Source organism: Microcystis sp. M015S2, assembly GCF_020245945.1.
GTDB lineage: Bacteria > Cyanobacteriota > Cyanobacteriia > Cyanobacteriales > Microcystaceae > Microcystis.
The window spans coordinates 98,348-124,250 of sequence record NZ_JADBTX010000017.1; the positions used below are offsets into that span (position 1 = coordinate 98,348).

The following is a 25,903-nucleotide window of genomic DNA, read 5'->3' on the forward strand; positions in this document are numbered from 1 at the left end:
ATGTACACATTTAAGGAGATAATCAACATGGCCAAACCAGCCAAAAAGCTCGTCATCGTCACAGAAAAGATTTTGCTGAAAAAAGTCGCCAAGATCATCGAAGAATGCGGGGCGAGTGGTTACACGGTGATGGATACTGGCGGTAAAGGCAGTCGCAACGTGCGCTCGTCGGGACAACCCCACGTTTCCGAAACCGATACGAATGTTAAGTTCGAGATACTTACCCCCGATCGAATTATGGCCCAAAATATTGCCAAGCAGGTTGCCGATCAGTTTTTCCTCAATTTTGCGGGCATGATCTATCTCTGTGATGCGGAGGTTCTGTACGGACAGAGTTTCTGTGGACCAGAGGGCTGTGAAATCTAGACAACTAAGCTTGTCTTGATCCGGGCCACCCCATCTGCAGCCTGACTGTCCTTGAGCGGTGGCCCTTTTTCCTATCCCCCAGTTTTATGACCACCTAGGGCTTGCTGAATAAATCTAAAAACCTTGTTGGATAAGGCTTTTAGGCTTTTTTCCCTCAAAAAGTGCTGACCATTGGAGTGATTGGGGGTAAAATCCCTGGACTTTTTCCCTGAAAATTAGGTAACTGACTACCTCAAAATCGGTAAAACCCTACACCCTACACCCCACACCCCACACCCCACACCCTGCCCCCACGAAAAACTTTTTCAGCAGACCCTACCTGAAACCTTTAACCCTCATCCCTTTAAACTGATGATTTTGTCCCCTATTCTGCCTCCTTCGATCGGGGAGATAGCAGCCCCCATGACTCCGCTCCCCTTGCTTGCCACCGTTGTGGCCGAGGATTCACCGATTATTCTCTCTGGCGTATTGCTGACACTGGTGGTGATTTATCTGGCCAGCAAGCTCGGCGCAGAGGCCGCCCGACGATTGGATTTTCCGCCCGTACTGGGAGAACTGGTCGCCGGTGTGATTGTCGGCGTTTCGGCCTTGCATCTGCTCATCTTTCCCGAAGGGGGACTATCGGCCTCCGATTCGCTGATTATGACGGTACTGCAAGGATTGAATCAATTAGCCCCGGCTGCCGTGGACCGGATCTTTGAGTCCCAAAGTGAAGTGATTTCGGTTCTAGCTGAAATCGGTGTGATTATTCTGCTGTTTGAAATTGGCCTAGAATCCGACCTGCGACAACTCAAGGAAGTGGGAATTCAAGCCACGGTTGTGGCCTGTGTGGGGGTTGCGGCACCTTTTGCGGCAGGTACGGCCGGGTTAATGCTCGTCTTTCATGTGGCGGCTATCCCGGCGATTTTTGCAGGGGCTGCCTTGACAGCAACCAGTATCGGTATTACCTCGAAGGTGTTGTCCGAGTTAGGTCAACTCAAATCCAAAGAAGGGCAAATTATCGTCGGTGCAGCGGTGATCGATGATGTCCTTGGTATTATTGTTCTGGCTGTGGTCGCTAGTTTGGCCAAAACCGGTGAAATCGATGTGGTCAATGTTATTTATCTGATTGTCAGTGCCACGGCCTTTTTGATCGGATCAATTTTGTTGGGAGGTATTTTTAACAAAAGTTTTGTGGCGATCGTGGAGCGGCTGAAAACTCGGGGAAATATTGTTATTCCCGCATTTGTCTTCGCTTTCTTTATGGCATTTTTGGGCAATGCTATTCATCTTGAAGCGATTTTAGGGGCCTTTGCCGCCGGTTTGGTGCTTGATGAAACTGATACCCGCAACGAGTTGGATGAGTTGATCAAACCGATCGCCGATTTGCTTGTACCGATTTTCTTTGTGACGGTGGGAGCGCGTGCCGATCTCGGTGTTTTAAACCCAACGGTACCGGAGAATCGGGCTGGACTTTTGATCGCTGTCTTTTTGATGGTTGTGGCGATTATCGGTAAACTGGTGACGGGCTGGGCAGTTTTTGGCATATCCGGAATCAATCGCCTCGCCATCGGTGTGGGTATGATTCCCCGGGGTGAGGTGGGTTTAGTTTTTGCTGGGATTGGCTCGGCCAGCGGAATTTTGGATAAGCCTTTAGAGGTGTCGATTATTATTATGGTAATCCTGACCACTTTCCTCGCTCCTCCCTTCCTCAGAGTCGCTTTTGGTAAGACGGAAGCTGTTCCCGAAACCCTGGAAGGCAAGGAGCCAGCTAATCCTATTCCTTAATTTTGCGGGTAAAATCTGATTTTTTAGACGAGGCTGAAGCATTTTCAGCCTTTTTACAAATCTATGCTCAGGATAAGGGAGCGATCGAGGTAAGATTTGAGAGTATCTAATCTTTTTCCTATGTTCGAGCAGACATTTAAGAATATCGACGATATTCTCCGAAAAGAGGCGGGATGCGCCACGGAGTTGGATTACGCAGAACAGATCTCCTGGATTCTCTTTTTGAAATATCTCGACGATCTGGAAGTCGATCGCCAGAATCGGGCATTATTGACGGGGGAAGACTACGATCCGTTACTAGACGAACCCTATCGCTGGTCGAATTGGGCCTACCCCAAGGACGGGAGGGGTGAACTGCTGAAAACCGCCAAGGTAGGGGACGATCTGATCGAGTTCGTCAATAGCGAGCTATTTCCCTACTTTCAGGGATTCAAGGAATACGCGGAACCGGGGACGTTCGGGGCCAAGATCGGGGAAATTTTTGCGGGGGTGCGGAATAAGTTTCAGAGCGGGTACAACCTGCGGGAAGTTCTCGAAAGTATCGACCGGCTTCAGTTTCGCACGCAACAGCAGAAACACGAGCTTTCGGACCTCTACGAAACCAGGATCAAAAATATGGGCAATGCGGGGCGAAACGGGGGCGAGTATTACACCCCGCGGCCCCTGATCCGGGCGATGATTCAAGTGATTAAACCGCAATTAGGGGAGACGATTTATGACGGGGCCTGCGGTTCGGCGGGGTTTCTCTGCGAGGCCTACGAGTATTTACGCCACAGTAAGGCCGATCTGAGTACGAAGGAGCTAGAAACGCTACAGACGAGGACTTTTTTTGGCAAGGAGAAAAAGGCTTTAGCCTATATTATCGGGGTGATGAATATGATCCTGCACGGGATCGAGGCTCCCAATATTATTCAGACCAACACCCTGGCCGAAGATATTCAAGCGATTCAAGAGAAGAATCGTTATGACATCGTTTTAGCTAATCCCCCCTTCGGAGGCAATGAACGCAAGGAGATCCGCGGCAATTTCACGATCAATACCGGAGAGACGGCCTTTCTTTTTCTCCAGCATTTTATCAAGAGTTTGAAAACCGGGGGACGGGGAGCGATCGTTATTAAGAATACCTTTCTGTCGAACGCGGACAACGCCTCTAGAGAGTTACGGAGGGAGTTAACCTCGTCCTGTAATCTCCATACGGTTTTGGATTGTCCCGCTAAGACCTTTTTAGGGGCGGGGGTGAAGACGGTGGTTTTATTTTTCACCAAAGGTTCGCCGACGCAGAAAATCTGGTTTTATCAACTCGAACCGGGGCGAAGTCTGGGAAAAACAAACGCACTCAATGATGATGATTTGCAAGAGTTCATCGAGTTTCAATCGACTTTTCAGCTATCGGAGCGCTCTTGGTTTTTAGACTTAGAAGAAGTCGATCCGGGTTCCTTCGATTTGTCGGTGAAAAATCCCAACGCGCCGGAGGGCGATCCTTTACGCGAGCCGGAGGAAATTTTAGCGGAGATTGCGGAATTGGACCGGGAAAGTGGGTCGATTTTAGAGGCGATTTCCGATTTATTGGGGTCTTCTCCTAGTTGATGGGAAGGGTGGTTTCGGCTTCGCTCAACCACCCAACTTGAGGGCCCAGCGAAGTCGAAGCCCGATATTCCCTCAACCACCCGGAACCCCACCCAAAAGAGGGCTGAGCGAAGCCGAAGCCCGATATTCCCTCAACTACAATAAAATCTATGGCCTATATGTATATTCTTGAATGTTGTGATGGTTCTTTTTATGTGGGCAGTACGAAGAATTTGCCCCGTCGTTTATGGCAACATCAAAATGGTTTCGGTGCAAATCATACTAGAAAGCGATTACCGGTCAAGTTGGTTTATGCTGAATATTATGATCATGTGGCAAATGCTTTTTATCGCGAGAAGCAGGTGCAGGGTTGGAGTCGGGCGAAAAAGATGGCTTTGATGCGTAGTGATTGGGATTCTCTTCATATTTTGGCTGAGTGTCAAAATGAGTCACATTATCGGAATTTCTCCGTAGATGGAGGATTAACAAGGGATGAGAACTGAGGGGGATGCTGGTTTCGGCTTTCGCTCCACCAGCATCCGGCTTTCGCTCAACCAGCTTCCGACTTCACCCAACCAGCATCCGACTTCACTCCACCAGCATCGAGTTTCGATTATGAAAATTGATAGAAAACAAAAAAATTAAAGTAAGTGCGGAGATTTTAACCCTAATAAAAAATTTGATTGGAGGGACAGAATAATATGAGATTGGAAAATAACAAATGGAAAATGGTAAAACTAGGAGATTGCTGTCAATTTTTTAATGGAAAAGCACATGAAAAACAAATAGACAATAACGGTAATTATATTGTAGTTAACTCAAGGTTTATTTCGTCCAGTGGAGCTATTTACAAAAAAACCAAAGAAGCTTTATTTCCTTTATTTAAAAATGATATTGTCATGGTTATGAGTGATGTTCCTAAAGGAAAAGCACTGGCCAAGTGTTATTTAATAGAAGAGGATAATAAATACTCTTTAAATCAACGAATATGTGCAATACGTTCCGATAAAGTTGAAGCAAGATTTTTATATTATCATCTTAATAGGCATCCATATTTATTAAATTTTGACAACGGTGAAAATCAAACAAATTTAAGAAAAGAAGACATTCTTAAATGTCCATTATATATTCCCCCGATCGAAGAACAAAAAAGAATAGTAGAGATATTAGACAAAGCTTTCGAGGGTATAGCCCAAGCTGAAGCTAACACCCGAAGAAACCTTGCGAATACTCGCCAATTCCTTGCCAATGTTCGGAACAATATTCTAAATAAAAATTCAAACAATTGGCATCCGACAACTTTAAAAAAAGAAATTAATTTACTGAGTGGTTTTGCTTTTAAGAGTCAGTTTTATACACAATCAGAAGATGATATTAGCCTTTTAAGAGGTGATAATATTATGCAAGGTTACTTACGTTGGGACAACACACAAAAATGGAAAAAATCAGAATTTGATACATTTTCAAAATTTAAACTAAAAGAAAACGATCTTGTGCTTGCGATGGATCGTCCTTGGGTTAGCGCAGGTCTAAAGTATGCAGAAATTACAAGTAATGATTTACCTTGTTTACTTGTTCAACGAGTAGCACGTTTACGTTGTTGTGAAAACTTGAATAATCGTTTTTTATTTCATCTTATTGGTGATCGAAAATTTATCAAACATATTTTGGGAAAGCAAACAGGAATTGGAGTTCCACATATTAGCGGAAAGCAAATCGAAAGTTTTGAGTTTTTAAAACCTCCTCTTGAAAAGCAAAAAAACATTGCAAGTTTACTCGATCGGATTTATTCTAAAACTCAAAAACTCGAAACCATTTACCAGCGCAAACTAGAAGCGATCGCCGAACTTAAACAATCGATCCTAGAAAAAGCCTTCACCGGTCAACTCAGCCAGTAGAACCGTTAAAATGTAAATAGCGTCTTCCCGTAGCTCCATGATCATCCAAAAAATCATCGACGAACTCCACGAAATCCCCGAAGATCACCTGACTCAGATTTACGAGATCGTTAGATCCTTTCGCCTTGAATTAGAACGGGAACGATCGCACAACCCAGACGACACCCCAGACGAGGAAATCGTTGCCAACCTTAAACAAGGAATGCAAGAAGCCCTAGGGGGAAATACCATCCCCCTAGATCGAATGTGGGAAGGCATTGATGTCGATTAACGAAAACCCCATCGAAATTAGACTCACCCGCCGCTTTCAAAAAGATCTCAAAATCCTCGCCAAACGCTATCGATCCATCCGCCAAGACTTACAACCCCTACTTCAGATTTATTCCTCCAATTGTAGAACAAAAAAAAATCGTCGAGCAAATAGAAGAATGTTATCAAAAAACTCAAAAACTCGAAACCATTTACCAACGTAAACTAGAAGCGATCGCCGAACTTAAACAATCGATCCTAGAAAAAGCCTTCACTGGTCAACTCAGCCAGTAGATGGGTTAAAATAGACAGAATAGCGGGAACGCTCATCGATGCCGACCTATACCCTCGCAAACACTCGTAATCGACCCGGTGCGGGGCCAGCCGCCAGAACCAACGGGAAACCATCGGGAAAAAGCAGGGTCGAGGCCTTGACTGCGGACGTAAAAAAACTCGCCGATTCCTAGAAATGCCTAGCTTCGAGTACGACGACAACAAAAGTCAAACCAACCAACAGAAACACGGCATAGACTTTATCGAAGCCCAAAAACTGTGGGAAGACGACAACCTACTCGAAATCACCGGCAAAAGCGATACCGAGCCACGGTATTTAATCATCGGTCAAATTCAAAATAAGCATTGGACGGCCGTGATTACCTATCGTAGTGAAATTATCCGTATTATCTCTGTTCGCCGTTCCCGTACTAATGAGGTTACATGGTATGAAAGCCGAAGAATTTGACGCGAGATTCGATGCCGGGGAAGACATGAGCGAATTTCTCGATTTCTCCACCGCCCGACGACCCAACCGGGAAAAGCAAAAAATCGAACTCGATTTACCCTTTTGGATCATTCGCAAACTAGAAGCCGAAGCCCAGAAAGAGGGCGTTTCCACTCAAACATTCCTAGAAAACTATCTAGCCCGACACATCGCCTCCGCCCCCTAGTTTATGAACGAAGCCGAAACCAAAGCCGAACTGATTGACCCCGCCCTCAAAGCCGCGGGATGGGGAGTCATTCCCGACAGTAAAATTCGTCGCGAGGTAATTGCCCCCGGTCGTCTGGTGGGTTACGGCCAGCGCAGTTCATCGAAAACCTGCGATTATGTCTTGGTCTATCGCGGTCACAAACTCGCCACCTTGGAAGCCAAAAAACGCGACGCGCACCCCACGGAGGGACTTGGGCAGGCTAAGGACTACGCCGAGCGCCTGCAAACTCCCTTCGCCCTCTGTACCAACGGCCTCCGCATTTATCAAGTGGATACCCGCGCCGGAAAAGAAGGCTATATCGATCGCTACCCCACCCCCGAAGAACTCTGGGCCGCCACCTACCCCGATTCCAACCACTGGCGCGACCGTTTCGCCACCGTCCCCCCCGATAATAAAAGCGGGATGCGCGAGGCCCGCTACTACCAACACAACGCCATCCAGGCCGTTCTAGAAGCGATCGCATCTGGTCAAAAACGGATGCTCCTGACCATGGCCACCGGCACCGGCAAAACAACGATCGCCCTTCAAATCGCATGGAAACTCTTTCATAGTAGTTGGAACCTGAGCGGTGAACCGACCCACCGGCCCTGTATTCTCTTCCTTACGGATCGCAATATTCTCGCTAATCAAGCCTTAACCGAGTTTACCGCCTTTCCCGAAGATGCCCTCGTTCGGATCGAACCGAAGGAAATCCAGAAAACAAAGAAAGTCCCTAAAAACGGCAGCGTCTTTTTTTCGATCTTTCAAACCTTTATGACCCAAAACGGCGAGGAACTAGCCCCTAACTTCCTCGAATACGCTCCCGACTTTTTCGACTTGGTGATCGTGGATGAATGTCATCGGGGCGGGGCCAACGACGAAAGCACTTGGCGAAAAATCCTCGAATACTTTGCCCCTGCTGTACAACTGGGATTAACTGCCACCCCGAAACGGGATCTCAACGGCGACACCTACAAATATTTCGGCGAACCCCTCTACACCTATTCCCTGAAAGAAGGCATTAACGAGGGCTACCTAACCCCCTTTAAGGTGGTTGAATTCACCACCAACCTCGACGAGTACCAATATGATCCCGACGATGAACTGATCGAGGGCGATATCGACGAAAACAAGGTTTATACTGAATCCGACTTTAACCGGATTATCGAGATCGAGGAACGGGAACGCCAACGGGTAAAAATTTTTATGGAGGCGATCGACCAAAACGAGAAAACCCTGGTTTTCTGCGCCAATCAAGACCACGCCCTAGCCATTCGCGATCTGATCAATCAAATGGCCATCAGCAGCGATCCCAACTACTGCGCTCGCGTTACCGCCAACGATGGCAGCTTGGGAGAAACCCACTTAAAAAAGTTTCAAGATAACGAGAAAAGGCTCCCCACCATCCTCACCACCTCTCGCAAACTCTCCACCGGGGTGGATGCTAGAAACCTGAGAAATATCGTTCTACTGCGTCCAGTGAAATCGATGATCGAGTTCAAACAGATTATCGGGCGGGGGACGCGCCTTTTCGATAATAAAGACTATTTTACTATCTACGATTTTGTTAAAGCCCACGAAAACTTTAACGATCCCGAATGGGACGGGGAACCGCAGGAACCCGTGGTCATCGATCCGAGGCCGCGCCCCGAACCACCTGACGCGATCGAAGATCCTCTCGACGAGCCAGATCCTCTGCCGATACGTCAGAAAATTAAAATCAAACTGGCCGACGGCAAAGAACGAGAACTGGAACACATCCAGAGAACAACTTTCTGGAATGCTGACGGAAAACCGATCTCGGCCGAGGAGTTTATCCAGCAGCTTTTCGGGGATATTCCCGATCTTTTTCAAGATGAAGCGGAATTGCGCCATCTCTGGGGCCGACCCGACACCCGCAAATCCCTGCTAACTGGACTCGCGGAAAAAGGCTACGGCGAGGAACAGCTACAGGCGATCGCCCGGATCACCAACACGGAAAACAGTGATATTTACGACGTGCTGACCTATATCGCCTACGCAGCCAGACCCTTGACGCGAGAAGAGCGGGTAATCAAGCACAAAGATTTAATTTTCTCGAAATACACGCGAAAACAACGGGAGTTTCTCGACTTTATTCTTGATCAGTATATTCGCTCTGGCGTTGGCGAGCTTGACCGGGAAAAATTGCCAAAACTGATCGAGATTAAATATCACACCATTAACGAGGCGATCTCCCAATTGGGACAAATTCAAGAAATTAGCGGGGTATTTACGAGTTTTCAGGCTTATCTTTACTTAGAAGACGCGGCCTAATCCCCCCTGCCACCCCATGACTGAACTTTCCCCAGCCATTGTTTACTGTTTACTGATCACTGAAAAAGCTTGCCAACCCCGATGAATAACCCCCCCGATAGTCCATTCAATTACACAGAGGCTTTTATTGCCCTAGGAACGAGTAATTTCGATCGCTCGGTGCAGTTTTATCGTCAACTGTTGCAACAGGAACCAAGCCCCTACCTTGCCGCCGTTTATGCGGAATTTAGGCTGATTAACCTTAAATTAGGTCTTTTTTGCCCTAAAGAGTCCCACAGAGAGGAATTTGGCGATTCTAGGGGCAGTGGCATGAGCATTTGTTTCGAGGTGGACAGTCTCGAAAAAGCGATCGAGCATTGGAGCGAAATCGGCTATGGTGCTAGGGGGGAAATTAGCCAGGCTTCCCACGGTCTGGAAATCTACATCTATGATCCGGATGGTAATCGTTTAATTTTCCATCAATCCACCGCTAAAACCAATCCTTTCAGGTAGGAACCTTCCGAATGATAGATACTGGTGGGATGGTCCGCCGGTTGGCTTAAACGTGCTAAAATTCGCACTGGGCGAGCCGATTCAATGGCGGCAGCCATGACAGCCCCCTGAAAATGCTCTTCGTTAACCACTTGGGAACAGGAAAAGGTGAAAATAATACCTTGGGGGCGAATTTTCTGGAAAGCTTGCTGATTTAATCTTTTATAAGCCATAACCGCCTGATGACGGGATTGGATACTTTTGGCAAAAGCGGGGGGATCGAGGACAATCAGATCGTAATCCTCCTGACAGTCGCGCAGAAAGTTAAAAACATCGGCGCTGTAGGATTGATGGGGAACTTCGCTGAGATTATTCAGGGCGATATTTTTTTCGGTAAGATCGATCGCACCGTGGGAACTATCAACGGAATGGACTAGGGCAGCCCCCGCTTGCATAGCATAGACGGAAAAGCCGCCAGAATAAGAAAAAGTGTTTAAAACCCGTTTATTATGGGAATATTGAGATAATAAGGCTCTATTTTCCCTTTGATCGAGGAAAAATCCCGTTTTTTGTCCCTTTTCCCAATCAATAATAAAGCGATGGCCGGATTCTAACACCTCATCGCTGGTTTTTTGACCAAATAAGTATTTATTTTCGGAGATATGGGCGCTTTTCGCCAAAACTGCGGCACTTTTATCGTAAACTGCCCGTAAATTGTCAGCGTAGATAGTTTTCAGACAATCGACAATCAGATCGAGACGTTGGTATAAAGCTAGGGAATAAGCTTGAATAACCGCCGTGCCATTGTACCAATCGACGATTAAACTGGGTAAACCGTCTCCTTCAGCGTTAATTAAACGATAACAGTTAGTTTTCGGGTTATCCACTAAACCGATTTGTTGCCGCAGCTGATAGGCATTCTGGAATTTTTCGAGAAATAATTGAGCAATATCGCTGACTTTTTGGAAAGAAAGAATTTTAACAGCAATATTGCTAGGATTATACAGTCCAGTGGCTAAATATTCGCCTCGATCGCTATAAACCTCCACGATAGCACCCTCTTTGACTTCTCCCTCCATCTCTTTAATCGCCCCGGAAAATATCCAAGGATGAAATCGTTTAACAGCATCAATTTTATGGTTTCTCAGGATAATTTTCGCTAAATCTGGCATGGATAAAGAATCAGGGTTGATAGCTGACGGCTACTAGATAATTCTATTATCCCCTGCTGGCAGCACAAAACCATAGTTTCTTATCCCTCGATCGAGTGGCATCAAAGCAAGTCCCCACAATCGAGGGATAATCATACATGAGTAGAAAACGGGTTTCTCGGAGAAACCCGTTTTCTGTGTGTTACTCAACGGATTTAGTATCAGAGGGAATTCTCGCCTATAATAAGTTAGATTTTAGCGATAGTCCCTCGACAAATGCCAAGAAAAAGTGATGCTGCCGGTGGTTTAAGTTTATGGTTTCAACGTTTGGGGGCTGCCGGTTTGTTAGCGGGACAAACTTTTTTACATATTCTTAATGGCAAAATCCACCGGCGTAATACTCTGGAACAAATGAGTATTGTGGGGCCAGAATCCTTGACAATTGCCCTAATTACTGCTGCTTTTGTGGGTATGGTTTTCACTATTCAGGTAGCCAGAGAATTTATTTTTTTTGGGGCGGGTAGTTTTGTTGGGGGAGTCCTTTCCTTAGCTTTAACCAGGGAATTAGCCCCGGTTTTAACTGCGGTGGTGGTGGCGGGGAGAGTTGGCTCGGCTTTTGCCGCCGAAATTGGTACAATGCGAGTCACAGAACAAATTGACGCTTTATATATTTTAAAAACCGATCCGATCGATTATTTGGTCATTCCCCGGGTGATTGCCTGTAGTTTAATGTTACCCCTGCTCACTATTATCTCTTTAGTCACAGGGCTACTCGGTGGTTTATTTATTTCCGATAGTCTTTACGGTATTTCCTATTCCCTATTCTTACAATCAGCCCAAAATTTTCTGGAAACATGGGATTTAATTAGTTCTATGTTAAAGTCGCTAATTTTTGGGGTTTTAATTGCCATTATCGGTTGCAGTTGGGGTTTAACCACCACCGGCGGTGCTAAAGGAGTTGGTCAATCTACTACCACGGCTGTGGTAACTTCTTTGTTAGCGATTTTTGTGGCTAATTTTTTCCTCTCTTGGCTGATGTTTCAAGGGACAGGCAATGCGGATATCGGCTAAGACAGTTATCAGTAAACAGTAATCAGTAAACAGCTTCTAAAGGCAAGAGGCAACAGGCAACAGGCAACAGTAAAGGGATTGGGGGAGATTAGGATTTGTTCAAGGGATTGAGAGTAAGACAAGTTTTAATTAATTCCTCCACTCCCAGGACTGGATAAATAGGAACTCCTAACTGATTAATAACAGTTTCTAGGGTGAGATCATCTAAAAATACCGCTTCCCCATGCTTAAGCATGAGAGAAGGTAATAAAACCCCATCCCCAAGATTTTTACCTTGTAATCCTTTAAGAATATCTTGCCCGGTTAATAAACCCGTAACCGTGATTTCCTGCCCCCAATAATCACTATTTAAAGCCACTAATTCCACGGTTAAACCCCGCACCTTATTTAACTGTTTAACTAGGGGTTGAAAAGCTTGTTCTACCGCATTTCCCACTACCCATATTAACCGTCTAGAGGGAGTAATTTGAGCAGGTAATAACTTCTTAGCTGTCTTCTGGAAATCCCTAATAAATTGACGAATCGAGCCAACTCCGTTACCGATTTGGGGATAGTCTTCGTAGTGAGATTGAGGGGGTAAATCGACTCGGGCAATTAAAAACCATTCATCGGCTAACCATACCACATTACTGCCAAATTCTTGACGAAATTTGTTCTGTAAAGTTTGGACTTGTTCGATCACTTCTTGCGCTTTTTCTTGGCTAACGGGAATTAATTCATCTTCTTGGGGACGAAAGCGGGTTAATCCCACGGGAACTACGGCAATCGACTCCACACAGGGAATATCTCCCCGATGAAAAGAAACCAGATCTAACAGGGTTCTTTCGAGATGAATTCCATCATTAATATTGGGACAAACTACCACTTGGGCATGAATTTGTAATTGTCTGGCTTGTAGCCACTTTAAATGGTCTAAAATTTGACCAGCGCGGGGATTTTTTAAGAGACGAATTCTCAGATCGGGTTCCGTGGCATGAACGGACACAAAAAGCGGTGAGATTCGCATCTTTTCGATCCGCTGCCATTCTTTTGAGGTGAGATTAGTTAAGGTTAAATAACTGCCATAGAGAAAACTTAAACGATAGTCATCATCTTTATAGTATAAAGTTTCTCTTTTGCCCTCTGGTTGTTGATCGATAAAGCAAAAAGGACATTTATTATTGCACTGAATTAAGCCATCAAAAAGGGCGGTTTCAAACTCTAAACCTAAGTCTTCATGATAATCTTTTTCGATTTTTACTTGGTGAGTTTTGCCATGACTATCAAGCACTTCTAGGGTTAAAAATTCATCGGCACATAAAAATTGATAATCGATTAAGTCCCGGGGACGATTACCATTAATAGAGACGAGCGAATCCCCGATTTCAAAACCTACCTCGGCGGCGATCGAATCTGGGATGACACCACTAATTTTAGCTGGACGAATAGTTAATTCACTCATATTTTTAGGTCGCCATCCAATTATTTAACTGCATTTCCCAGAGAGTCTTTGGCTGCGTTTTAATATTTGTCAAGTTAATTCTACAGCATTTTAGGGCGATCGCTGTTAGGGATTGGGGAAAAAACCAAAAAGTTTAGCAGCCCCTCCTAAAATGGCCACAATCAGAGCGATGAGAATCCCCCGATTGGTAAATTCCTGATAGGCAACTCTTGCAGTTAACCCTTTAATTTCTGTGGTTAGTCGCTCATCCAAGGCTTTAATCTCCCCTTTGAGTTCGACTTGTCCTATTTCCACTTTCGTCAACCGTTCTTCTATCTTATCAAATCTCTTATCTACCTGATCAAATCTCTCATCGATCCGTTTTTCCAGAGAGTCGATTTTCCCCTCAATCCTTGTCAGAACGGCTTCTAGGGAATAAGTGACGGTTTCGTTAGCCATTTTCTGTCTCCTTTATCTCTTCTGGATTCACCATCGTGATCTCAATATCAGTATCGCTGATTTTTGCCTGCAAGTTTCAATCTCTAATAGGGGTTAAGATTAATTGGAACCGATCTTATTTTTCGGCTGTGATTCCAGTCTCCCAAACAATCGCTACTAAATGGCTGATAGTATCAATTGTCCCGGCTGTTAATTAAGTTGTCAGGGTGGCTTAAGCCACCCTGACTGATTGCATTTTAAAAATTTATTTTCTTGTTAATTTGAAATTGTCAAAAAGAAAATAAAAAAAGCTACAAAAAATAAGAAAATAAATAGTCATAATTAGCGTTAAACGATAGTACATTGTCATAATATCTATATTTATAAAATATTTAAAATAGAAATTAATTAAAATGATTGTATTGTAGTAAATAAAAAGTATTAAAGCACTCAATAAAGCACTTTTCATGCTTTGCCAATCAAGATTTAATTTGATTTTCTTTTCTCTCAGCCAAAGATGAAAATAGCAAAGTATTATAAAATTTACAAATAAAGTTATGCTTAAAGAAGAAATATAATATAAAATCCATTCTTTAAAAGGATCGAAGATTTCCATTAAAGCTTGACTTATGTAGTGAGCTACGAAAGACATTAAATTAAGGACAATTAACAGTAAACCAGAGGTGATCCAATATTTAGGCTTTAGCATGGTGGTAAAGGTCGCTTAGGGTGGGTAATAAGCTGCTGATAGTTTCAATCCCTAATAGGGTTTAAGATTAATTGGAACGATTTTATCACATTCAATATGTTAATAGCTACGCAAGTTTCAATCTCTAATAGGGGTTAAGATTAATTGGAACGCTGTAGGGTTGATTCATGAATCAACCCTACAAACTTTCAATCTTTAATAGGGATTAAGATTAATTGAAACTTTTGGGGTTCTGGGACTGCGGAGAGGCAAAGGGCAAAAGGAGGAATGAATAATCAGTTTTTAATAATCAGATTTAGTATAATGGCAAAAAACCCATCTTTGTTCAAGATGGGGTAAGGCAAAAATCAAATCAATCTAAACAGTAACAGGTTCTCGATCGAGGGGTTTAACGCGCTCGAGCAGTGCTTGCAACTGTTCCCCTTCAATCACCTCTTTACTGAGGATTTCTTGGGCAATTTCTTCGAGTAAATCGCGATTTTGAGCCAGGATATCCAGGGCCTGCTGATGACCATTTTCGACAATCTCTTTCACTTCATTATCGATCGCTTTGGCCGTATCATCGCTCACCAAACGCCGGGGATTCATCATGCCATCTCCCAGAAAACTATTCTGTTGACCTTTTTCGTAGGCTAGAGGACCCAAGGTCTTACTCATACCATAGGTCGTCACCATACGTTCGGCCAAGTCCGTCGCCCGCTGCAGGTCATTAGCGGCCCCAGTAGTAATACTACCGAAGATAATTTCTTCGGCAGCCCGACCGCCTAAAAGAGTAGCAATTTGGTCGCGTAATTCCGTATCATCCATCAGGAAACGGTCTTCCGTGGGCATTTGCAGGGTATAACCGAGGGCTGCCATGCCGCGAGGCACGATCGAAATCTTGGCAACCTTACCACCCCCCGGCATAACTGCACCGACGAGAGCGTGACCAACTTCGTGATAAGCGACGATTTTCTTCTCTTTTTCCGAGAGAACCCGGCTTTTCTTCTCTAAACCGGCCACTACCCGCTCGATTGCCTCATTAAAGTCCTCTTGGGCGACGGTGCTGCGTTGATTGCGGGCTGCCAATAAAGCGGCCTCATTGACTAGATTAGCTAAGTCAGCACCAGCAAAACCGGGGGTACGGGTAGCAATCTGTTTTAAATCTGCATCCGAGCCTAATTTTACCTTACCTGCGTAGATTTCGAGGATTTTTAAGCGTCCAGCCAGATCGGGGCGATCAACTAACACTTGGCGATCAAAACGGCCGGGGCGTAAAAGGGCGGGATCAAGAGTTTCGGGGCGATTAGTGGCGGCCAGCACGATCACCGTCGCATCACCAGCGTTAAAACCGTCCATTTCCGTCAATAATTGGTTTAAAGTCTGTTCCCGTTCATCGTTACCCCCCATAAAATTACCGTTAGCGCGAGATTTACCGATCGCGTCTAATTCATCGATAAAAATAATACAGGGGGCTTTTTTCTTGGCCTGTTCAAACAGATCTCGCACTCGGGCTGCCCCTGCACCGACAAAGAGTTCCACGAATTCCGAACCTGAGATACTAAAGAAAGGAACCCCCGCTTCTCCTGCGACTGCTTTTGCCAGCAGGGTTTTTCCTGTCCCCGGCGGACCGACTAAGAGGACACCCTTGGGAATCCGCGCCCCGATTTGAATGTAACGTTGGGGATATTTGAGAAATTCGACGATTTCGGCCAATTCGGTTTTCGCTTCTTCCACACCGGCCACATCTTCAAAAGTGGTTTTGGTGGTGTCTCCTTCCACATAGACTTTAGCGCGACTTTTGGTAATCGAGAGGGCCCCAGCTGGACCACCGCCACCGCTGCGAGCGAGGAAAAATTGCCAAATACCAACAAAAATCAGGGGAGGAATCACCCAACTAAGGACACTACCAATCCAGCCATTTTTTGGCGGTGGTGCGGCGGCGAATTCTACGCCCTTGGCTTCTAGACGTTTGGGCAATTCTAGGTCAAAAATCGGTGTAGTGCTGAAAATTCGTCCGTAGTTGCCCTCTTGGTCGTTTTTAAGCTGATAACGAATCTCATTCTGTCCCACGGATACCCTAGCGACGTTGCCATCTTCCACTTGGTCGATAAAAAGACTATAGGGAACTTTGGGGACGCTAGGGCCAAATAATTGCGGAAAAAGGAGGTTAACAATCAGAAATAAGCCGCCCACGGCTAATAAAACATTACCGATCAGGCGGGATTGTGAAGGAGGTTTGCTTTTTATACTCATTGCTGGGCCTGATTCATTAAAATTAGTCTCTAACCTTTTTCTATTGTAGGCTGTTGACTGCTCAAGTTCAGATTGAATCAGGCGGGGGGATTACCGTCGTCTTCGGGCGGTTTTTGCCCTAGTAAAGCCTCTAGACGGGTTTGGGCAAGCTCAAAATCCGGCGCAATCCCTAAAGCTTTTTGGTAACAGGCGATCGCTGCTTGGGTTTCGCCCAAATTTTCTAGGGTACTGCCGCGATTGTACCAAGCTTGATAAAAATTATCGTCCGCTTCTAGCACCTGTTGCCAGCATTCTAAAGCCTCTTGCCAACGTTGCAGTCCGTATAGGGCGCTGCCTCTAGCGTTAATGACTTGGTGATCGTTGGGGGTGATTTCTAGGGCGCGATCATAACTATTTAACGCCTCTTCGTAGTTACCAATCATGGCTAAGGCACCACCACGATTATGCCAGGCCGAGGCTAATTGGGGATCGATCGTCAAGGCCTGTTCCCAATCAGCGATCGCATTTGACCAATTGCCTAAATTTGCCTGTTCTAAGCCCTGATTAAACCAATCTGCGGCAGTTTCAGGGTTTTTACCCTCCTGGGGGGAAAATTGAGCGATCAGACTATTAATAATGCTTTCTGCGTCCTTATTTTCGATGCCTAATTGTTCGGCCATTTGGCCCGCTAGGGTAGGATCGTTGTGCAGACGGTTAAATAATTCATCAAGGGTGAGGGTTTCTAATTGGGGATTTTCCGAGTCAGCACCGTTAAAATCGCTAGTTTCACCCGAATATAAGAGATTTTCTGGGGGTTGCGGCAGGGAATAACTGCCCGGGGCCTCATCTTCGCCGGCGTATTCCCAGATTAAAGTGGCAGTTTCTTTGGTGTAGAGTTGATAACCGATCTCGTAGGAAGCTTCACCAATACGTTCAATCCCCGGAAAAGCGCGAGCTAATTCTCCTAAACGGATCATTCTGCTGGCGAGAAGTTGGTTAAGGGAAGCGGAGGATTGCAGACGGGTCCCAAAACGCTCTAACCATTCTACCCAATCTTTTTGCCGACCTCGATCGCCCAGTTTCTCAAAAAATCTCAGAATTCTGCCTTCGTGCCAACCGTGGGCCACTCCATCGAGTAACTGCATATAGAGAAACTCGTAGTCTGTATCGGTTAGGGGAACAGATTCGATCGCTTGTACTCTCCCCTTTTCCGCTTGTCCCCCCAAAAGTCGGGTAAAAAAGTTTTTGATCGCACGCCAAAGTTTTCTTAAAAGTCCCTGCATTCTAATCTCGACACTGGTTTTATTAATCTTGCAAGCATCACCCAATTAGTCTAGCAGTTATCAGTTATTGGGGAATAGGGGTTAGGGTTTGGGGAGATTTGTCAGGGATCAGTAAACAGTAATCAGTGAAAATACTCCTCATCTAATACCGCTTACCGATCACCGATAACTTAATTAGGGTTTGCCGCAAAAAGTTTTTCCTGGGGGCAGGGTATGGGGTGTGGGGTGTGGGGTGTGGGGTTTTACCAGTTTTGAGGTGGCCAATTACCTAATTTTCAGGGAAAAAGTGCCTAAATTTCGCCCCGATCACTCTCATATCCAGTACTTTTTGATTGACAAAAGGTCTAAAAGTCTTACCCAACAAGGTTTTTAGATTTATTCAGCCAGCCCTAATTATTGGCCATCACCCAATTAACTAGAGTGCGGACGGGAAAACCGGTGGCCCCGGAATTATTAACGCCATTTTCCTTATCGGACCAGACCGGACCTGCGATATCTAGGTGCATCCAAGGCGTGTTATTAATGAATTGCTTCAAAAATAAAGCGGCTGTAATGGAACCGCCGGGGCGTGGGCCGGTGTTTTTCATATCGGCAATTGGAGACTTCAGCCCCTCGAAATATTTTTCTTCTAGAGGCATCGGCCAGAATTTTTCGCCGGCTAATTTAGCGGCCTCTTGGAGTTGAGCAGCGAGACTCTCATCGCTACTCCATAGACCGGCGATATCGTCCCCCAAAGCGATGACACAGGCCCCGGTTAAAGTGGCTAGATCCACGATCGCATCTACCTCTAATTTTTCCGCAAAAACCAAGCCGTCGGCCAGGGTTAATCGTCCCTCGGCATCGGTGTTATTGACTTCAATAGTTTTGCCATTAGAAGCGGTTAAAATGTCCCCAGGGTGCATAGCGCGACCACTAATCATATTTTCTGTAGCTGGACAGATAAAGTGTACTTCCACTTCTGGCTGTAATTGGGCGATCGCCTTGGCTGCGCCTAGGGTAGCGGCACCACCCCCCATGTCCATTTTCATGGTTTCGATGCCACTGCCGGCCCCTTTAATATTCAAACCGCCGGAATCAAAGGTTAAACTTTTACCGACGATTGCTAGTTTACGTTTCGGGGTTCCTTGGGGTTTATAGATTAAATGAAGGAATTTTGGGGGAATATCCGAGGCTTTGGCCACTCCTAGGAAGGCTCCCATGCCCAAGCTTTCGCATTCTTCCTGTTCCAGAATGTTGAGACTTAATCCGTATTCGGCGGCAATTTGCTCGGCGGTTTCTGCCATGGTCAGGGGGGTGACGGTGTTCGCGGGAGCATTGACTAATTCTCTGGCCAGAATCACCCCGGAACAGATTTGCTCGGCTTTGGCGATCGCCGATGCTTGCTCTCCTAAACCCAATAACTCGACGGTTTCTAATTTGGCTCCTTTTTCCTCCTTAGTGGACTTGAAGCGGGTATCCTGATGAGTGGCCAGCAGCAGCCCTTCCGTGATTGCTCCGGCGGTGGCGGACTGATCCCCAACTACTGGTAAACTGATGGCCAGAGCTTGGCTTTTTTGTTGTTTGGCCAGACGAGCGATGGCGGCGGCCGCTAGACGCAGGGTTTGCAGGTCGAAATCGGCAGTTTTTCCCAATCCCACCAGGATTAATTTGCGAATCAGACCACCACCACCTAGACGAGTCGCCGCACTACTGCCTAATTTTCCCTCGAATTCCGTCTCGGAGATGAGTTCCTCTAGGGTTCCCCCCAGTTTATTGTTTAATTCTGCCAATTCTCCTGCAATCTCTACGGCTCCTTCTGGTAAACCTAGGGCTAAAGTATCTCCTGTCCAAGTAAGGAGCGAGGTGTCAGTCGATCGAATATCCATTCTTTATCTCGATAATTCTTTGCAAAATGCTTCTATTAATCACTATACTGTAAGCTCTATCAGTGGCTGTCTTATTCTTTGTGTGATAAGTTTAACTTATATAGTAGTGATCGATCTCTGTGTCCTTTGTGTCTGGAGTGGTTCGTTCCACTCACTCGCCCATAAGACTGTATCTTAACGTCAGTTCGGGATAAGGGAATTTTGCCATAGCTTCCACGAAAGAATAGGAGTTTCAGGCTACGGTAGCATCAGGGTTTTAGCTTATCCCGAACTGAGGTTACCTACTTAACTGGTAACTGATAACTGATAACTGATAACTGATAACTGAATCAATGCGTTATCGACGATTTGGCCGTACTAATTGGCAATTTTCGCTGTTTTCCCTGGGGACAATGCGCTGTTTGTCCTCAGAGTCGGTGTTTACCGCAACACTCGATCGCGCCCTAGAATTGGGGATTAATCACCTAGAAACGGCCAGAGGTTACGGTAATAGCGAAGTTTTTCTCGGTCGCTACCTGCAGCGTCAAGGAGTGCGGGAGCGGGTTTATCTGACCACGAAATTGGTTCCCACTCCCGATCGCCAAACTATGGAAAAAGCGATCGGCGAATCCCTAGAACGATTACAATTAAATTACCTCGATTGTCTAGCAATTCACGGTATTAACACCCGCGAGCATTTAAACTGGATTAAAGACCCGCAAGGCTGCATGAAAGCCGTTTTTATGGCCCAAGAAGCTGGAAAAATCGGTCATATTGGCTTTTCTACCCATGCACCCCTAGAAATTATTCTCGAGACGATCAATACAGATTTCTTCGCTTTTGTCAATATCCATTACTATTTTTTTTGGCAAAGACAGCAACCAGCGATCGCTTTAGCCGAAGCAAAGGACATGGGTGTGTTTATTATTTCCCCTGCTGATAAGGGAGGTGGTCTCCACAGACCTCCCAAGAAGCTAGAGGAATTATGCGCCCCTTTTTCACCCCTAGAGCTAAATTATCGCTTTTTATTGAGCGATCCGCGCATTACTACCCTCAGCGTCGGGGCAGCGATACCAGAGGAATTAGAGGCAATTATTAACGTATGCGAACGAGATCAGCCCTTAGATGCGGCAGAAATTGCCGTTTTTAACCGTTTAGAGGCACATTTAACCGATAAATTGGCTACAGATTTATGTAGCCAATGTTATCAATGTTTACCCTGTCCTGAAAATATTAATATCCCCGAAGTGTTGAGACTGCGGAATCTGGCAGTAGCTTACGAAATGACTGATTTTGGCCAGTATCGCTATCGAATGCTGGAAAATGCTGGTCATTGGTTCCCCGGAAGCAAGGCGAATAATTGTACTGAATGTGGTGATTGTTTACCTCGCTGCCCGGAAAAATTGCCGATTCCCCAGCTGCTATTTGATACACACGAACTACTTAAAGGACCAGCGCAACGGAGATTGTGGTCATCTTAGGACGAAACCTAGAAAAATTTTTTTTGGGGATCGTCAAAGTGTAAAAACTATCTTAAGATTAACAGGTAAGAGAATTAACTTTCTTGAATTTAAAGAGACAAAAAACAAGAAATAGATTAAGGAGTAAAGGATATGGCACTCGTCCCCATGCGGTTATTGTTGGATCACGCGGCTGAGAACGGATATGGCATCCCCGCTTTTAACGTAAATAATATGGAGCAGATCCAAGCGATCATGCAAGCGGCGGCAGCCACCGACAGCCCCGTTATCCTACAAGCTTCTCGCGGTGCGCGCAAATATGCAGGGGAAAACTTCCTGCGTCACCTGATCACCGCCGCGGTGGAAACCTATCCTCATATCCCCATCGTGATGCACCAAGATCACGGTAACGAACCCGCCACCTGCTACTCGGCCATCCGTAACGGTTTCACCAGCGTTATGATGGATGGTTCCTTAGAAGCGGATGCTAAAACTCCCGCCACCTACGAGTACAACGTTAACGTTACTGCTGAAGTGGTAAAAGTTGCCCACTCGATCGGTGCTAGTGTGGAAGGGGAACTCGGTTGTTTAGGTTCCTTAGAAACCGGTAAAGGAGAAGCGGAAGACGGCCACGGTTTTGAGGGAGAATTAGATCACTCGATGCTGTTAACCGATCCCGATGAAGCGGTGGATTTCGTCGAAAGAACCCAAGTAGACGCTTTAGCAGTAGCCATTGGTACTAGCCACGGCGCTTACAAATTTACCCGCAAACCCACCGGCGAAATTCTCGCTATTAGCCGCATTGAAGAAATTCATAACCGCTTACCCAATACTCACTTGGTCATGCACGGTTCTTCCTCGGTTCCTGAAGATCTCCTCGAATTAATCAACCAATTCGGTGGCGCTATCCCTGAAACCTACGGTGTTCCCGTGGAAGAAATCCAAAAAGGCATCAAGAGTGGTGTGCGTAAAATCAATATCGACACTGACTGCCGTTTAGCAATTACCGCCGCAGTTCGGGAAGCACTATTCAGCAACCCGAAAGAGTTTGATCCCCGTTTCTTCCTGAAACCCTCGATCACCTATATGCAGAAAGTTTGTGCCGATCGCTATCAACAATTTGGTACCGCCGGTAACGCCAGCAAAATCAAACAAATGTCCCTCGATGACTACGCAGCCAAGTATGCTAAAGGGCAATTAACCCAAGTCAGCAAAAAAGTTGTGGCTGTCTAGTAGCTGAACAATTAAGCGATCGCTTAATGGCACCGATCTAGTAGAATTTTTTGGGGTAGTTAACCATAACTACCCTCTTTTTTATATAAGAACGATCGATCTCTGTGTCCTCTGTGTCTCTGTGGTTCGTTCCACTAATTAGCCCAGAAGACTGTATCTTAGAATACATTTTACCCACCAAACCGGGGAGAGTCAAGAGTTACCAGATAAGAATCGATTTCAGAGAAAAGACTATACTGAAAATAATCAGCAGATCAGCACTGGATTTATAAGAGAAGCAAGATGAGAAAAAAATCGTTGTGGGTGGGATTATTGGTGGGATTTTGGTTTTGTCTGACTTGGATGGCATGGACACCCACAGCAGCCGCCTTTAGCGAAGAACAAAAATTACTACTACAATCTTGGCGATTAGTCAACCAATCCTATTATGATGACACCTTTAATCATCAAAACTGGTGGCAGGTGCGGGAACAATTCATCAAAAAACCCCTCAACGATCGGACGGCGGCCTATAACACCATCGAACAGATGTTAGCTACTCTCGATGAACCCTTTACCCGTCTCCTGCGACCGGATCAATACCATAACCTACAAATTAGCACCACGGGGGAATTATCGGGGGTAGGACTGCAAATTAATATCAATCCCGACAATGGTTACTTAGAAGTAGTTGCTCCCCTTGCCGGTTCTCCTGCCGAGGCCGCTGGTTTGAATAGCCACGATCGCATTTTGTTTATTGATGGCATCGATACCACTACTTTAACCCTCGACGCGGCGGCGGCCAAAATGCGCGGCACCCCCGGAACAGAAGTTTCCTTAGTCATTCTTCCCGATCAAAAAAGTCAACCAAAAACCCTATCTTTAACCCGTCAACGCATTTCTTTAAGTCCAGTGGTAGCGGTTTTGGATAAAAATTCTAGTTCCTTGCCCATCGGTTATGTGCGCTTAAATCAATTTAGTGCTAACGCTGCCAAAGAAGTCTCGGAAGCGGTGACGAACTTACAAAAACAAGGAGCCAAGGGTTATATTTTGGATCTAAGAAATAACCCCGGTGGTTTGCTGCAAGCGGGCATAGAAATCGCTCGGATGTGGATTAATCAGGGAACGATCGTTTATACGGTTAATCGCGAGGGAATTGCCGATAGTTTTGCCGCTGCTGGCAATGCTTTAACCGATGCGCCTCTAGTGGTTTTAGTCAATCAGGGAACCGCCAGCGCCAGCGAGATTTTAGCCGGAGCATTACAGGACAATCAACGGGGGGTTTTAGTAGGAGAAAAGACTTTTGGTAAGGGATTAATTCAGTCCCTATTCGAGTTACCCGATGGGGCAGGATTAGCGATTACCGTGGCTAAATATGAAACTCCCGGCCACCATGATATTCATAAGTTAGGAATTATGCCGGATCAAGTGGTGGCACAGGAACCGATCACCTATGAGGAAATCGGCACCGAAAAAGATAGTCAATACCAAACCGCGATTCAGTTTTTAAACCAGAACACCGTTTTAGCCAAAGCTTCCTAAGTGGGTTTTCAGCCATCAGTGACCAGTGATCAGTAAACAGTTATCAGATGCGAGTTTTCAGGGTTCTTAGTTACTTAGTATGGTTCGATAGGGTGGCATAAATCGACTAAATCCTTATCTGGCAAGAGATTTAATTGATTAGTTCGCTCTAGATCGAAAACAATTAACAAAAATCGCCAAATGTCTTTCTCTATAAGAGTTTCATTCCTTATAACCCTGTACGTTGCATAAGACAAACCGAAGAACCATAATTCATAATTCATAATTCATAATTCCTAGTGCATAGATCGAACAAATTAGCCGTTTTTTCCATCAATATCTAAATTAAGACGAAAACCTGTTTGATTTGGAGAGAATGCTAACATCGATTAGAATTTTCCCAGTCCGGGTTTTTCAGCCTTGCAACCTTAACTCATCCTTGATTTTACTGCCATGCAGAGATATATTCGATCGCCCCTAGCCCTAACCCTGAGCATCAGCCTCTTAGCTAACTTTTTAACCGCTTGTAATAATGCCCAAACCCCGGATAACAACGCCTCTAGTCCCACCACCACTGCCACCGGTGATCAAGGCTTAAAATTAGGGGCTTTACTGCCCATTACTGGAGATTTAGCCGCTATTGGTCAAAATATGCCCGAAGCAGCCGCCCTAGCGGTGGAGACTATCAATGCCTGTGGTGGAGTCAATGGCAAACCCGTCACCCTCGTGAAAGAAGATGACCAAACCGATCCCGCCGCCGGTGCTTCAGCAATGACGAAACTAGCGGAGGTGGATAAAGTAGCCGGTGTGATCGGTTCCTTTGCCAGTAGCGTCTCGGGAGCAGCCGTCGATGTGGCGGTGAGAAATAAAGTTATGTTAGTCTCTCCGGGTAGCACCAGTCCCGTATTTACTGATAGGGCGAAAAAAGGCGATTTTCAAGGTTTTTGGGCGCGGACGGCTCCCCCGGATACCTACCAAGCTCAAGCTTTAGCAGTCCTAGCTAAGAAAAAGGGTTTTCAAAATGTGGCCACCGTCGTGATCAATAACGATTATGGGGTCGGATTTGAACGGGAATTCGTGGGCGCTTTCGATAAATTAGGCGGCACGATCACTAATAAGCAAAATCCCGTCCGTTATGACCCGAAAGCTGCCACTCTCGATAGTGAAGCGGCGGCTGCCTTCGCTAACCAACCGGATGCTGTAGCGGCAGTCCTTTACGCTGAAACGGGCAGTTTATTACTACAAGCGGCCTATAAACAGGGATTGACCAAAGGAGTTACCGTCCTCCTCACCGATGGGGTTTTTTCGGAAGATTTCACCAGACAGGTGGGGAAAGGAACCGATGGTAAGTCAATTATTGCTGGGGCCCTAGGCACTGTCCCCGGGGCCGACGGTCAAGCTTTAAGCGCTTTTACGACTCTCTGGAAAGAAAAAACTGGCAAGGATGTCACCGCTTTTGTTCCCCATACTTGGGACGCGGCGATTTTATTGATGTTAGCAGCTGAGGCGGCTAAATCTAACACAGGTGAAGGGATTCAAAGCAAGATTCGTGAGGTGGCTAATGGCCCTGGGACGGAAGTAACCGATGCTTGTCAAGCCCTGGAAATGATTCGCAAAGGCGAGGATATTAACTATCAAGGGGCCAGTGGCAATGTGGATATCGACGAAAATGGCGATGTGGTCGGTAGTTACGATGTCTGGACTGTTAAGGATGACGGGACTCTCAAGGTTATTGATAAGGTGACACCTAATCAGTAATCAGTAATCAGTAATCAGTGATCAGTAATCAGGAGATTGTTTTTAGGCGTTGCATAATAGAGATATGAATGGAGGAAATCAAAATGCAATGCCCTGAATGTAAATCTACCCATATCCGTAAAAATGGCATCAATAAACAAGGTAAACAAAATCATATTTGTGTAACCTGTGGCCGTCAATTTATTGATAACTATGAAAAACAGAAAGGCTATGACGAAAAAACGAAGCGAGAATGCCTAACT

General features: G+C 45.6%; 23 protein-coding genes. 17 read left to right on the forward strand and 6 right to left on the reverse strand.

The features are described from left to right. Positions 1-27 precede the first annotated feature (27 nt). The 10 genes from IM473_RS03885 (at position 28) to IM473_RS03930 (ending at position 9,601) form a co-directional block, all read left to right on the forward strand. Entirely contained in the window at positions 28-366 is a 339-nt protein-coding gene (locus IM473_RS03885; protein ID WP_002757700.1) for a P-II family nitrogen regulator, read from the forward strand. Between the two features lie 351 nt (positions 367-717). Then, positions 718-2,133 carry a cation:proton antiporter gene (locus IM473_RS03890; RefSeq protein WP_287657397.1) on the forward strand — a complete coding sequence of 472 codons (1,416 nt, stop codon included), beginning with the start codon at positions 718-720 and terminating at the stop codon, positions 2,131-2,133. A gap of 120 nt (positions 2,134-2,253) precedes the next feature. Further along, a complete protein-coding gene (locus tag IM473_RS03895; RefSeq protein ID WP_287657398.1) occupies positions 2,254-3,720 on the forward strand; it encodes a type I restriction-modification system subunit M in 1,467 nt (488 codons plus the stop codon). 149 nt (positions 3,721-3,869) lie between these two features. Beyond that, positions 3,870-4,202: a GIY-YIG nuclease family protein gene (locus tag IM473_RS03900; RefSeq protein WP_045359784.1), complete on the forward strand. Its 333-nt coding sequence runs from the start codon at positions 3,870-3,872 to the stop codon at positions 4,200-4,202. A gap of 204 nt (positions 4,203-4,406) precedes the next feature. Next, positions 4,407-5,597 carry a restriction endonuclease subunit S gene (locus tag IM473_RS03905; protein WP_287690357.1) on the forward strand — a complete coding sequence of 397 codons (1,191 nt, stop codon included), beginning with the start codon at positions 4,407-4,409 and terminating at the stop codon, positions 5,595-5,597. 37 nt (positions 5,598-5,634) lie between these two features. Next, on the forward strand, positions 5,635-5,868 hold the full coding sequence (locus IM473_RS03910) for a hypothetical protein (RefSeq protein ID WP_045359782.1): 234 nt from the start codon (positions 5,635-5,637) through the stop codon (positions 5,866-5,868). A 447-nt stretch (positions 5,869-6,315) separates the two neighbouring features. Beyond that, the gene (locus IM473_RS03915) at positions 6,316-6,588 is read left to right on the forward strand and encodes a BrnT family toxin (RefSeq protein ID WP_287657401.1); all 273 of its coding nucleotides are present in this window, start codon (positions 6,316-6,318) and stop codon (positions 6,586-6,588) included. Next, on the forward strand, positions 6,569-6,793 hold the full coding sequence (gene brnA, locus IM473_RS03920) for a type II toxin-antitoxin system BrnA family antitoxin (RefSeq protein WP_287657402.1): 225 nt from the start codon (positions 6,569-6,571) through the stop codon (positions 6,791-6,793). The genes IM473_RS03915 and brnA overlap by 20 nt, the downstream gene beginning before the upstream one ends. A gap of 3 nt (positions 6,794-6,796) precedes the next feature. Next, positions 6,797-9,109: an EcoAI/FtnUII family type I restriction enzme subunit R gene (gene hsdR / locus IM473_RS03925; protein ID WP_287657403.1), complete on the forward strand. Its 2,313-nt coding sequence runs from the start codon at positions 6,797-6,799 to the stop codon at positions 9,107-9,109. A gap of 81 nt (positions 9,110-9,190) precedes the next feature. Continuing rightward, a complete protein-coding gene (locus IM473_RS03930) occupies positions 9,191-9,601 on the forward strand; it encodes a VOC family protein (protein WP_287657404.1) in 411 nt (136 codons plus the stop codon). On the opposite strand, the gene IM473_RS03935 is transcribed toward IM473_RS03930, so the two are convergent. Next, complete coding sequence (locus IM473_RS03935; RefSeq protein WP_287657406.1) at positions 9,568-10,752, reverse strand: class I SAM-dependent rRNA methyltransferase; 1,185 nt, start codon at positions 10,750-10,752, stop codon at positions 9,568-9,570. The two genes, IM473_RS03930 and IM473_RS03935, sit on opposite strands and share 34 nt — an antisense overlap. Before the next feature lie 137 nt (positions 10,753-10,889). On the opposite strand from IM473_RS03935, the gene IM473_RS03940 reads away from it, so the two are divergent. Both IM473_RS03940 and IM473_RS03945 read left to right on the forward strand, forming a co-directional pair. Continuing rightward, positions 10,890-11,024: a hypothetical protein gene (locus IM473_RS03940; RefSeq protein WP_287657407.1), complete on the forward strand. Its 135-nt coding sequence runs from the start codon at positions 10,890-10,892 to the stop codon at positions 11,022-11,024. Then, positions 11,008-11,802 (forward strand): MlaE family lipid ABC transporter permease subunit, encoded by a 795-nt coding sequence (locus IM473_RS03945; RefSeq protein WP_287657408.1) that lies wholly within the window; start codon positions 11,008-11,010, stop codon positions 11,800-11,802. The genes IM473_RS03940 and IM473_RS03945 overlap by 17 nt, the downstream gene beginning before the upstream one ends. Before the next feature lie 88 nt (positions 11,803-11,890). On the opposite strand, the gene IM473_RS03950 is transcribed toward IM473_RS03945, so the two are convergent. The 5 genes from IM473_RS03950 to IM473_RS03970 all read right to left on the reverse strand — a co-directional run bounded on the left by IM473_RS03950 (position 11,891) and on the right by IM473_RS03970 (position 19,731). After that, positions 11,891-13,243 carry a TIGR03279 family radical SAM protein gene (locus tag IM473_RS03950; RefSeq protein ID WP_287657410.1) on the reverse strand — a complete coding sequence of 451 codons (1,353 nt, stop codon included), beginning with the start codon at positions 13,241-13,243 and terminating at the stop codon, positions 11,891-11,893. A 105-nt stretch (positions 13,244-13,348) separates the two neighbouring features. Then, on the reverse strand, positions 13,349-13,681 hold the full coding sequence (locus IM473_RS03955; RefSeq protein ID WP_287657412.1) for a DUF4164 family protein: 333 nt from the start codon (positions 13,679-13,681) through the stop codon (positions 13,349-13,351). A gap of 1,045 nt (positions 13,682-14,726) precedes the next feature. Then, entirely contained in the window at positions 14,727-16,604 is a 1,878-nt protein-coding gene (ftsH4, locus tag IM473_RS03960; RefSeq protein WP_002736707.1) for an ATP-dependent zinc metalloprotease FtsH4, read from the reverse strand. A 77-nt stretch (positions 16,605-16,681) separates the two neighbouring features. Beyond that, on the reverse strand, positions 16,682-17,866 hold the full coding sequence (locus IM473_RS03965; protein ID WP_287657414.1) for a tetratricopeptide repeat protein: 1,185 nt from the start codon (positions 17,864-17,866) through the stop codon (positions 16,682-16,684). Positions 17,867-18,255: 389 nt separating this feature from the next. Next, complete coding sequence (locus tag IM473_RS03970; protein WP_287657415.1) at positions 18,256-19,731, reverse strand: leucyl aminopeptidase; 1,476 nt, start codon at positions 19,729-19,731, stop codon at positions 18,256-18,258. A gap of 332 nt (positions 19,732-20,063) precedes the next feature. Here IM473_RS03970 and IM473_RS03975 point away from each other — a divergent pair, with 332 nt between their 5' ends. The 5 genes from IM473_RS03975 to IM473_RS03995 all read left to right on the forward strand — a co-directional run. Beyond that, positions 20,064-21,191 carry an aldo/keto reductase gene (locus IM473_RS03975; protein WP_287657417.1) on the forward strand — a complete coding sequence of 376 codons (1,128 nt, stop codon included), beginning with the start codon at positions 20,064-20,066 and terminating at the stop codon, positions 21,189-21,191. Positions 21,192-21,323: 132 nt separating this feature from the next. Then, positions 21,324-22,403, forward strand: a complete 1,080-nt coding sequence (fba, locus tag IM473_RS03980) for a class II fructose-bisphosphate aldolase (RefSeq protein ID WP_002744497.1) — start codon at positions 21,324-21,326, stop codon at positions 22,401-22,403. 282 nt (positions 22,404-22,685) lie between these two features. Then, on the forward strand, positions 22,686-23,924 hold the full coding sequence (ctpA, locus tag IM473_RS03985) for a carboxyl-terminal processing protease CtpA (RefSeq protein ID WP_287657419.1): 1,239 nt from the start codon (positions 22,686-22,688) through the stop codon (positions 23,922-23,924). Between the two features lie 432 nt (positions 23,925-24,356). Beyond that, the gene (locus IM473_RS03990; protein ID WP_287657421.1) at positions 24,357-25,661 is read left to right on the forward strand and encodes an ABC transporter substrate-binding protein; all 1,305 of its coding nucleotides are present in this window, start codon (positions 24,357-24,359) and stop codon (positions 25,659-25,661) included. A gap of 83 nt (positions 25,662-25,744) precedes the next feature. After that, positions 25,745-25,903: IS1/IS1595 family N-terminal zinc-binding domain-containing protein (locus tag IM473_RS03995; protein ID WP_502845921.1), on the forward strand; the 159-nt coding region annotated here is incomplete at its 3' end.

Bases quoted from the DNA above. Each gene is read 5' to 3' on its own strand.
- IM473_RS03885 (WP_002757700.1), top strand. From the start codon at position 28: ATGGCCAAACCAGCCAAAAAGCTCGTCATCGTCACAGAAAAGATTTTG.
- IM473_RS03890 (WP_287657397.1), top strand. From the start codon at position 718: ATGATTTTGTCCCCTATTCTGCCTCCTTCGATCGGGGAGATAGCAGCC.
- IM473_RS03895 (WP_287657398.1), top strand. From the start codon at position 2,254: ATGTTCGAGCAGACATTTAAGAATATCGACGATATTCTCCGAAAAGAG.
- IM473_RS03900 (WP_045359784.1), top strand. From the start codon at position 3,870: ATGGCCTATATGTATATTCTTGAATGTTGTGATGGTTCTTTTTATGTG.
- IM473_RS03910 (WP_045359782.1), top strand. From the start codon at position 5,635: ATGATCATCCAAAAAATCATCGACGAACTCCACGAAATCCCCGAAGAT.
- IM473_RS03915 (WP_287657401.1), top strand. From the start codon at position 6,316: ATGCCTAGCTTCGAGTACGACGACAACAAAAGTCAAACCAACCAACAG.
- brnA (WP_287657402.1), top strand. From the start codon at position 6,569: ATGAAAGCCGAAGAATTTGACGCGAGATTCGATGCCGGGGAAGACATG.
- hsdR (WP_287657403.1), top strand. From the start codon at position 6,797: ATGAACGAAGCCGAAACCAAAGCCGAACTGATTGACCCCGCCCTCAAA.
- IM473_RS03930 (WP_287657404.1), top strand. From the start codon at position 9,191: ATGAATAACCCCCCCGATAGTCCATTCAATTACACAGAGGCTTTTATT.
- IM473_RS03935 (WP_287657406.1), bottom strand. From the start codon at position 10,752: ATGCCAGATTTAGCGAAAATTATCCTGAGAAACCATAAAATTGATGCT.
- IM473_RS03940 (WP_287657407.1), top strand. From the start codon at position 10,890: ATGAGTAGAAAACGGGTTTCTCGGAGAAACCCGTTTTCTGTGTGTTAC.
- IM473_RS03945 (WP_287657408.1), top strand. From the start codon at position 11,008: ATGCCAAGAAAAAGTGATGCTGCCGGTGGTTTAAGTTTATGGTTTCAA.
- IM473_RS03950 (WP_287657410.1), bottom strand. From the start codon at position 13,243: ATGAGTGAATTAACTATTCGTCCAGCTAAAATTAGTGGTGTCATCCCA.
- IM473_RS03955 (WP_287657412.1), bottom strand. From the start codon at position 13,681: ATGGCTAACGAAACCGTCACTTATTCCCTAGAAGCCGTTCTGACAAGG.
- ftsH4 (WP_002736707.1), bottom strand. From the start codon at position 16,604: ATGAGTATAAAAAGCAAACCTCCTTCACAATCCCGCCTGATCGGTAAT.
- IM473_RS03965 (WP_287657414.1), bottom strand. From the start codon at position 17,866: ATGCAGGGACTTTTAAGAAAACTTTGGCGTGCGATCAAAAACTTTTTT.
- IM473_RS03970 (WP_287657415.1), bottom strand. From the start codon at position 19,731: ATGGATATTCGATCGACTGACACCTCGCTCCTTACTTGGACAGGAGAT.
- IM473_RS03975 (WP_287657417.1), top strand. From the start codon at position 20,064: ATGCGTTATCGACGATTTGGCCGTACTAATTGGCAATTTTCGCTGTTT.
- fba (WP_002744497.1), top strand. From the start codon at position 21,324: ATGGCACTCGTCCCCATGCGGTTATTGTTGGATCACGCGGCTGAGAAC.
- ctpA (WP_287657419.1), top strand. From the start codon at position 22,686: ATGAGAAAAAAATCGTTGTGGGTGGGATTATTGGTGGGATTTTGGTTT.
- IM473_RS03990 (WP_287657421.1), top strand. From the start codon at position 24,357: ATGCAGAGATATATTCGATCGCCCCTAGCCCTAACCCTGAGCATCAGC.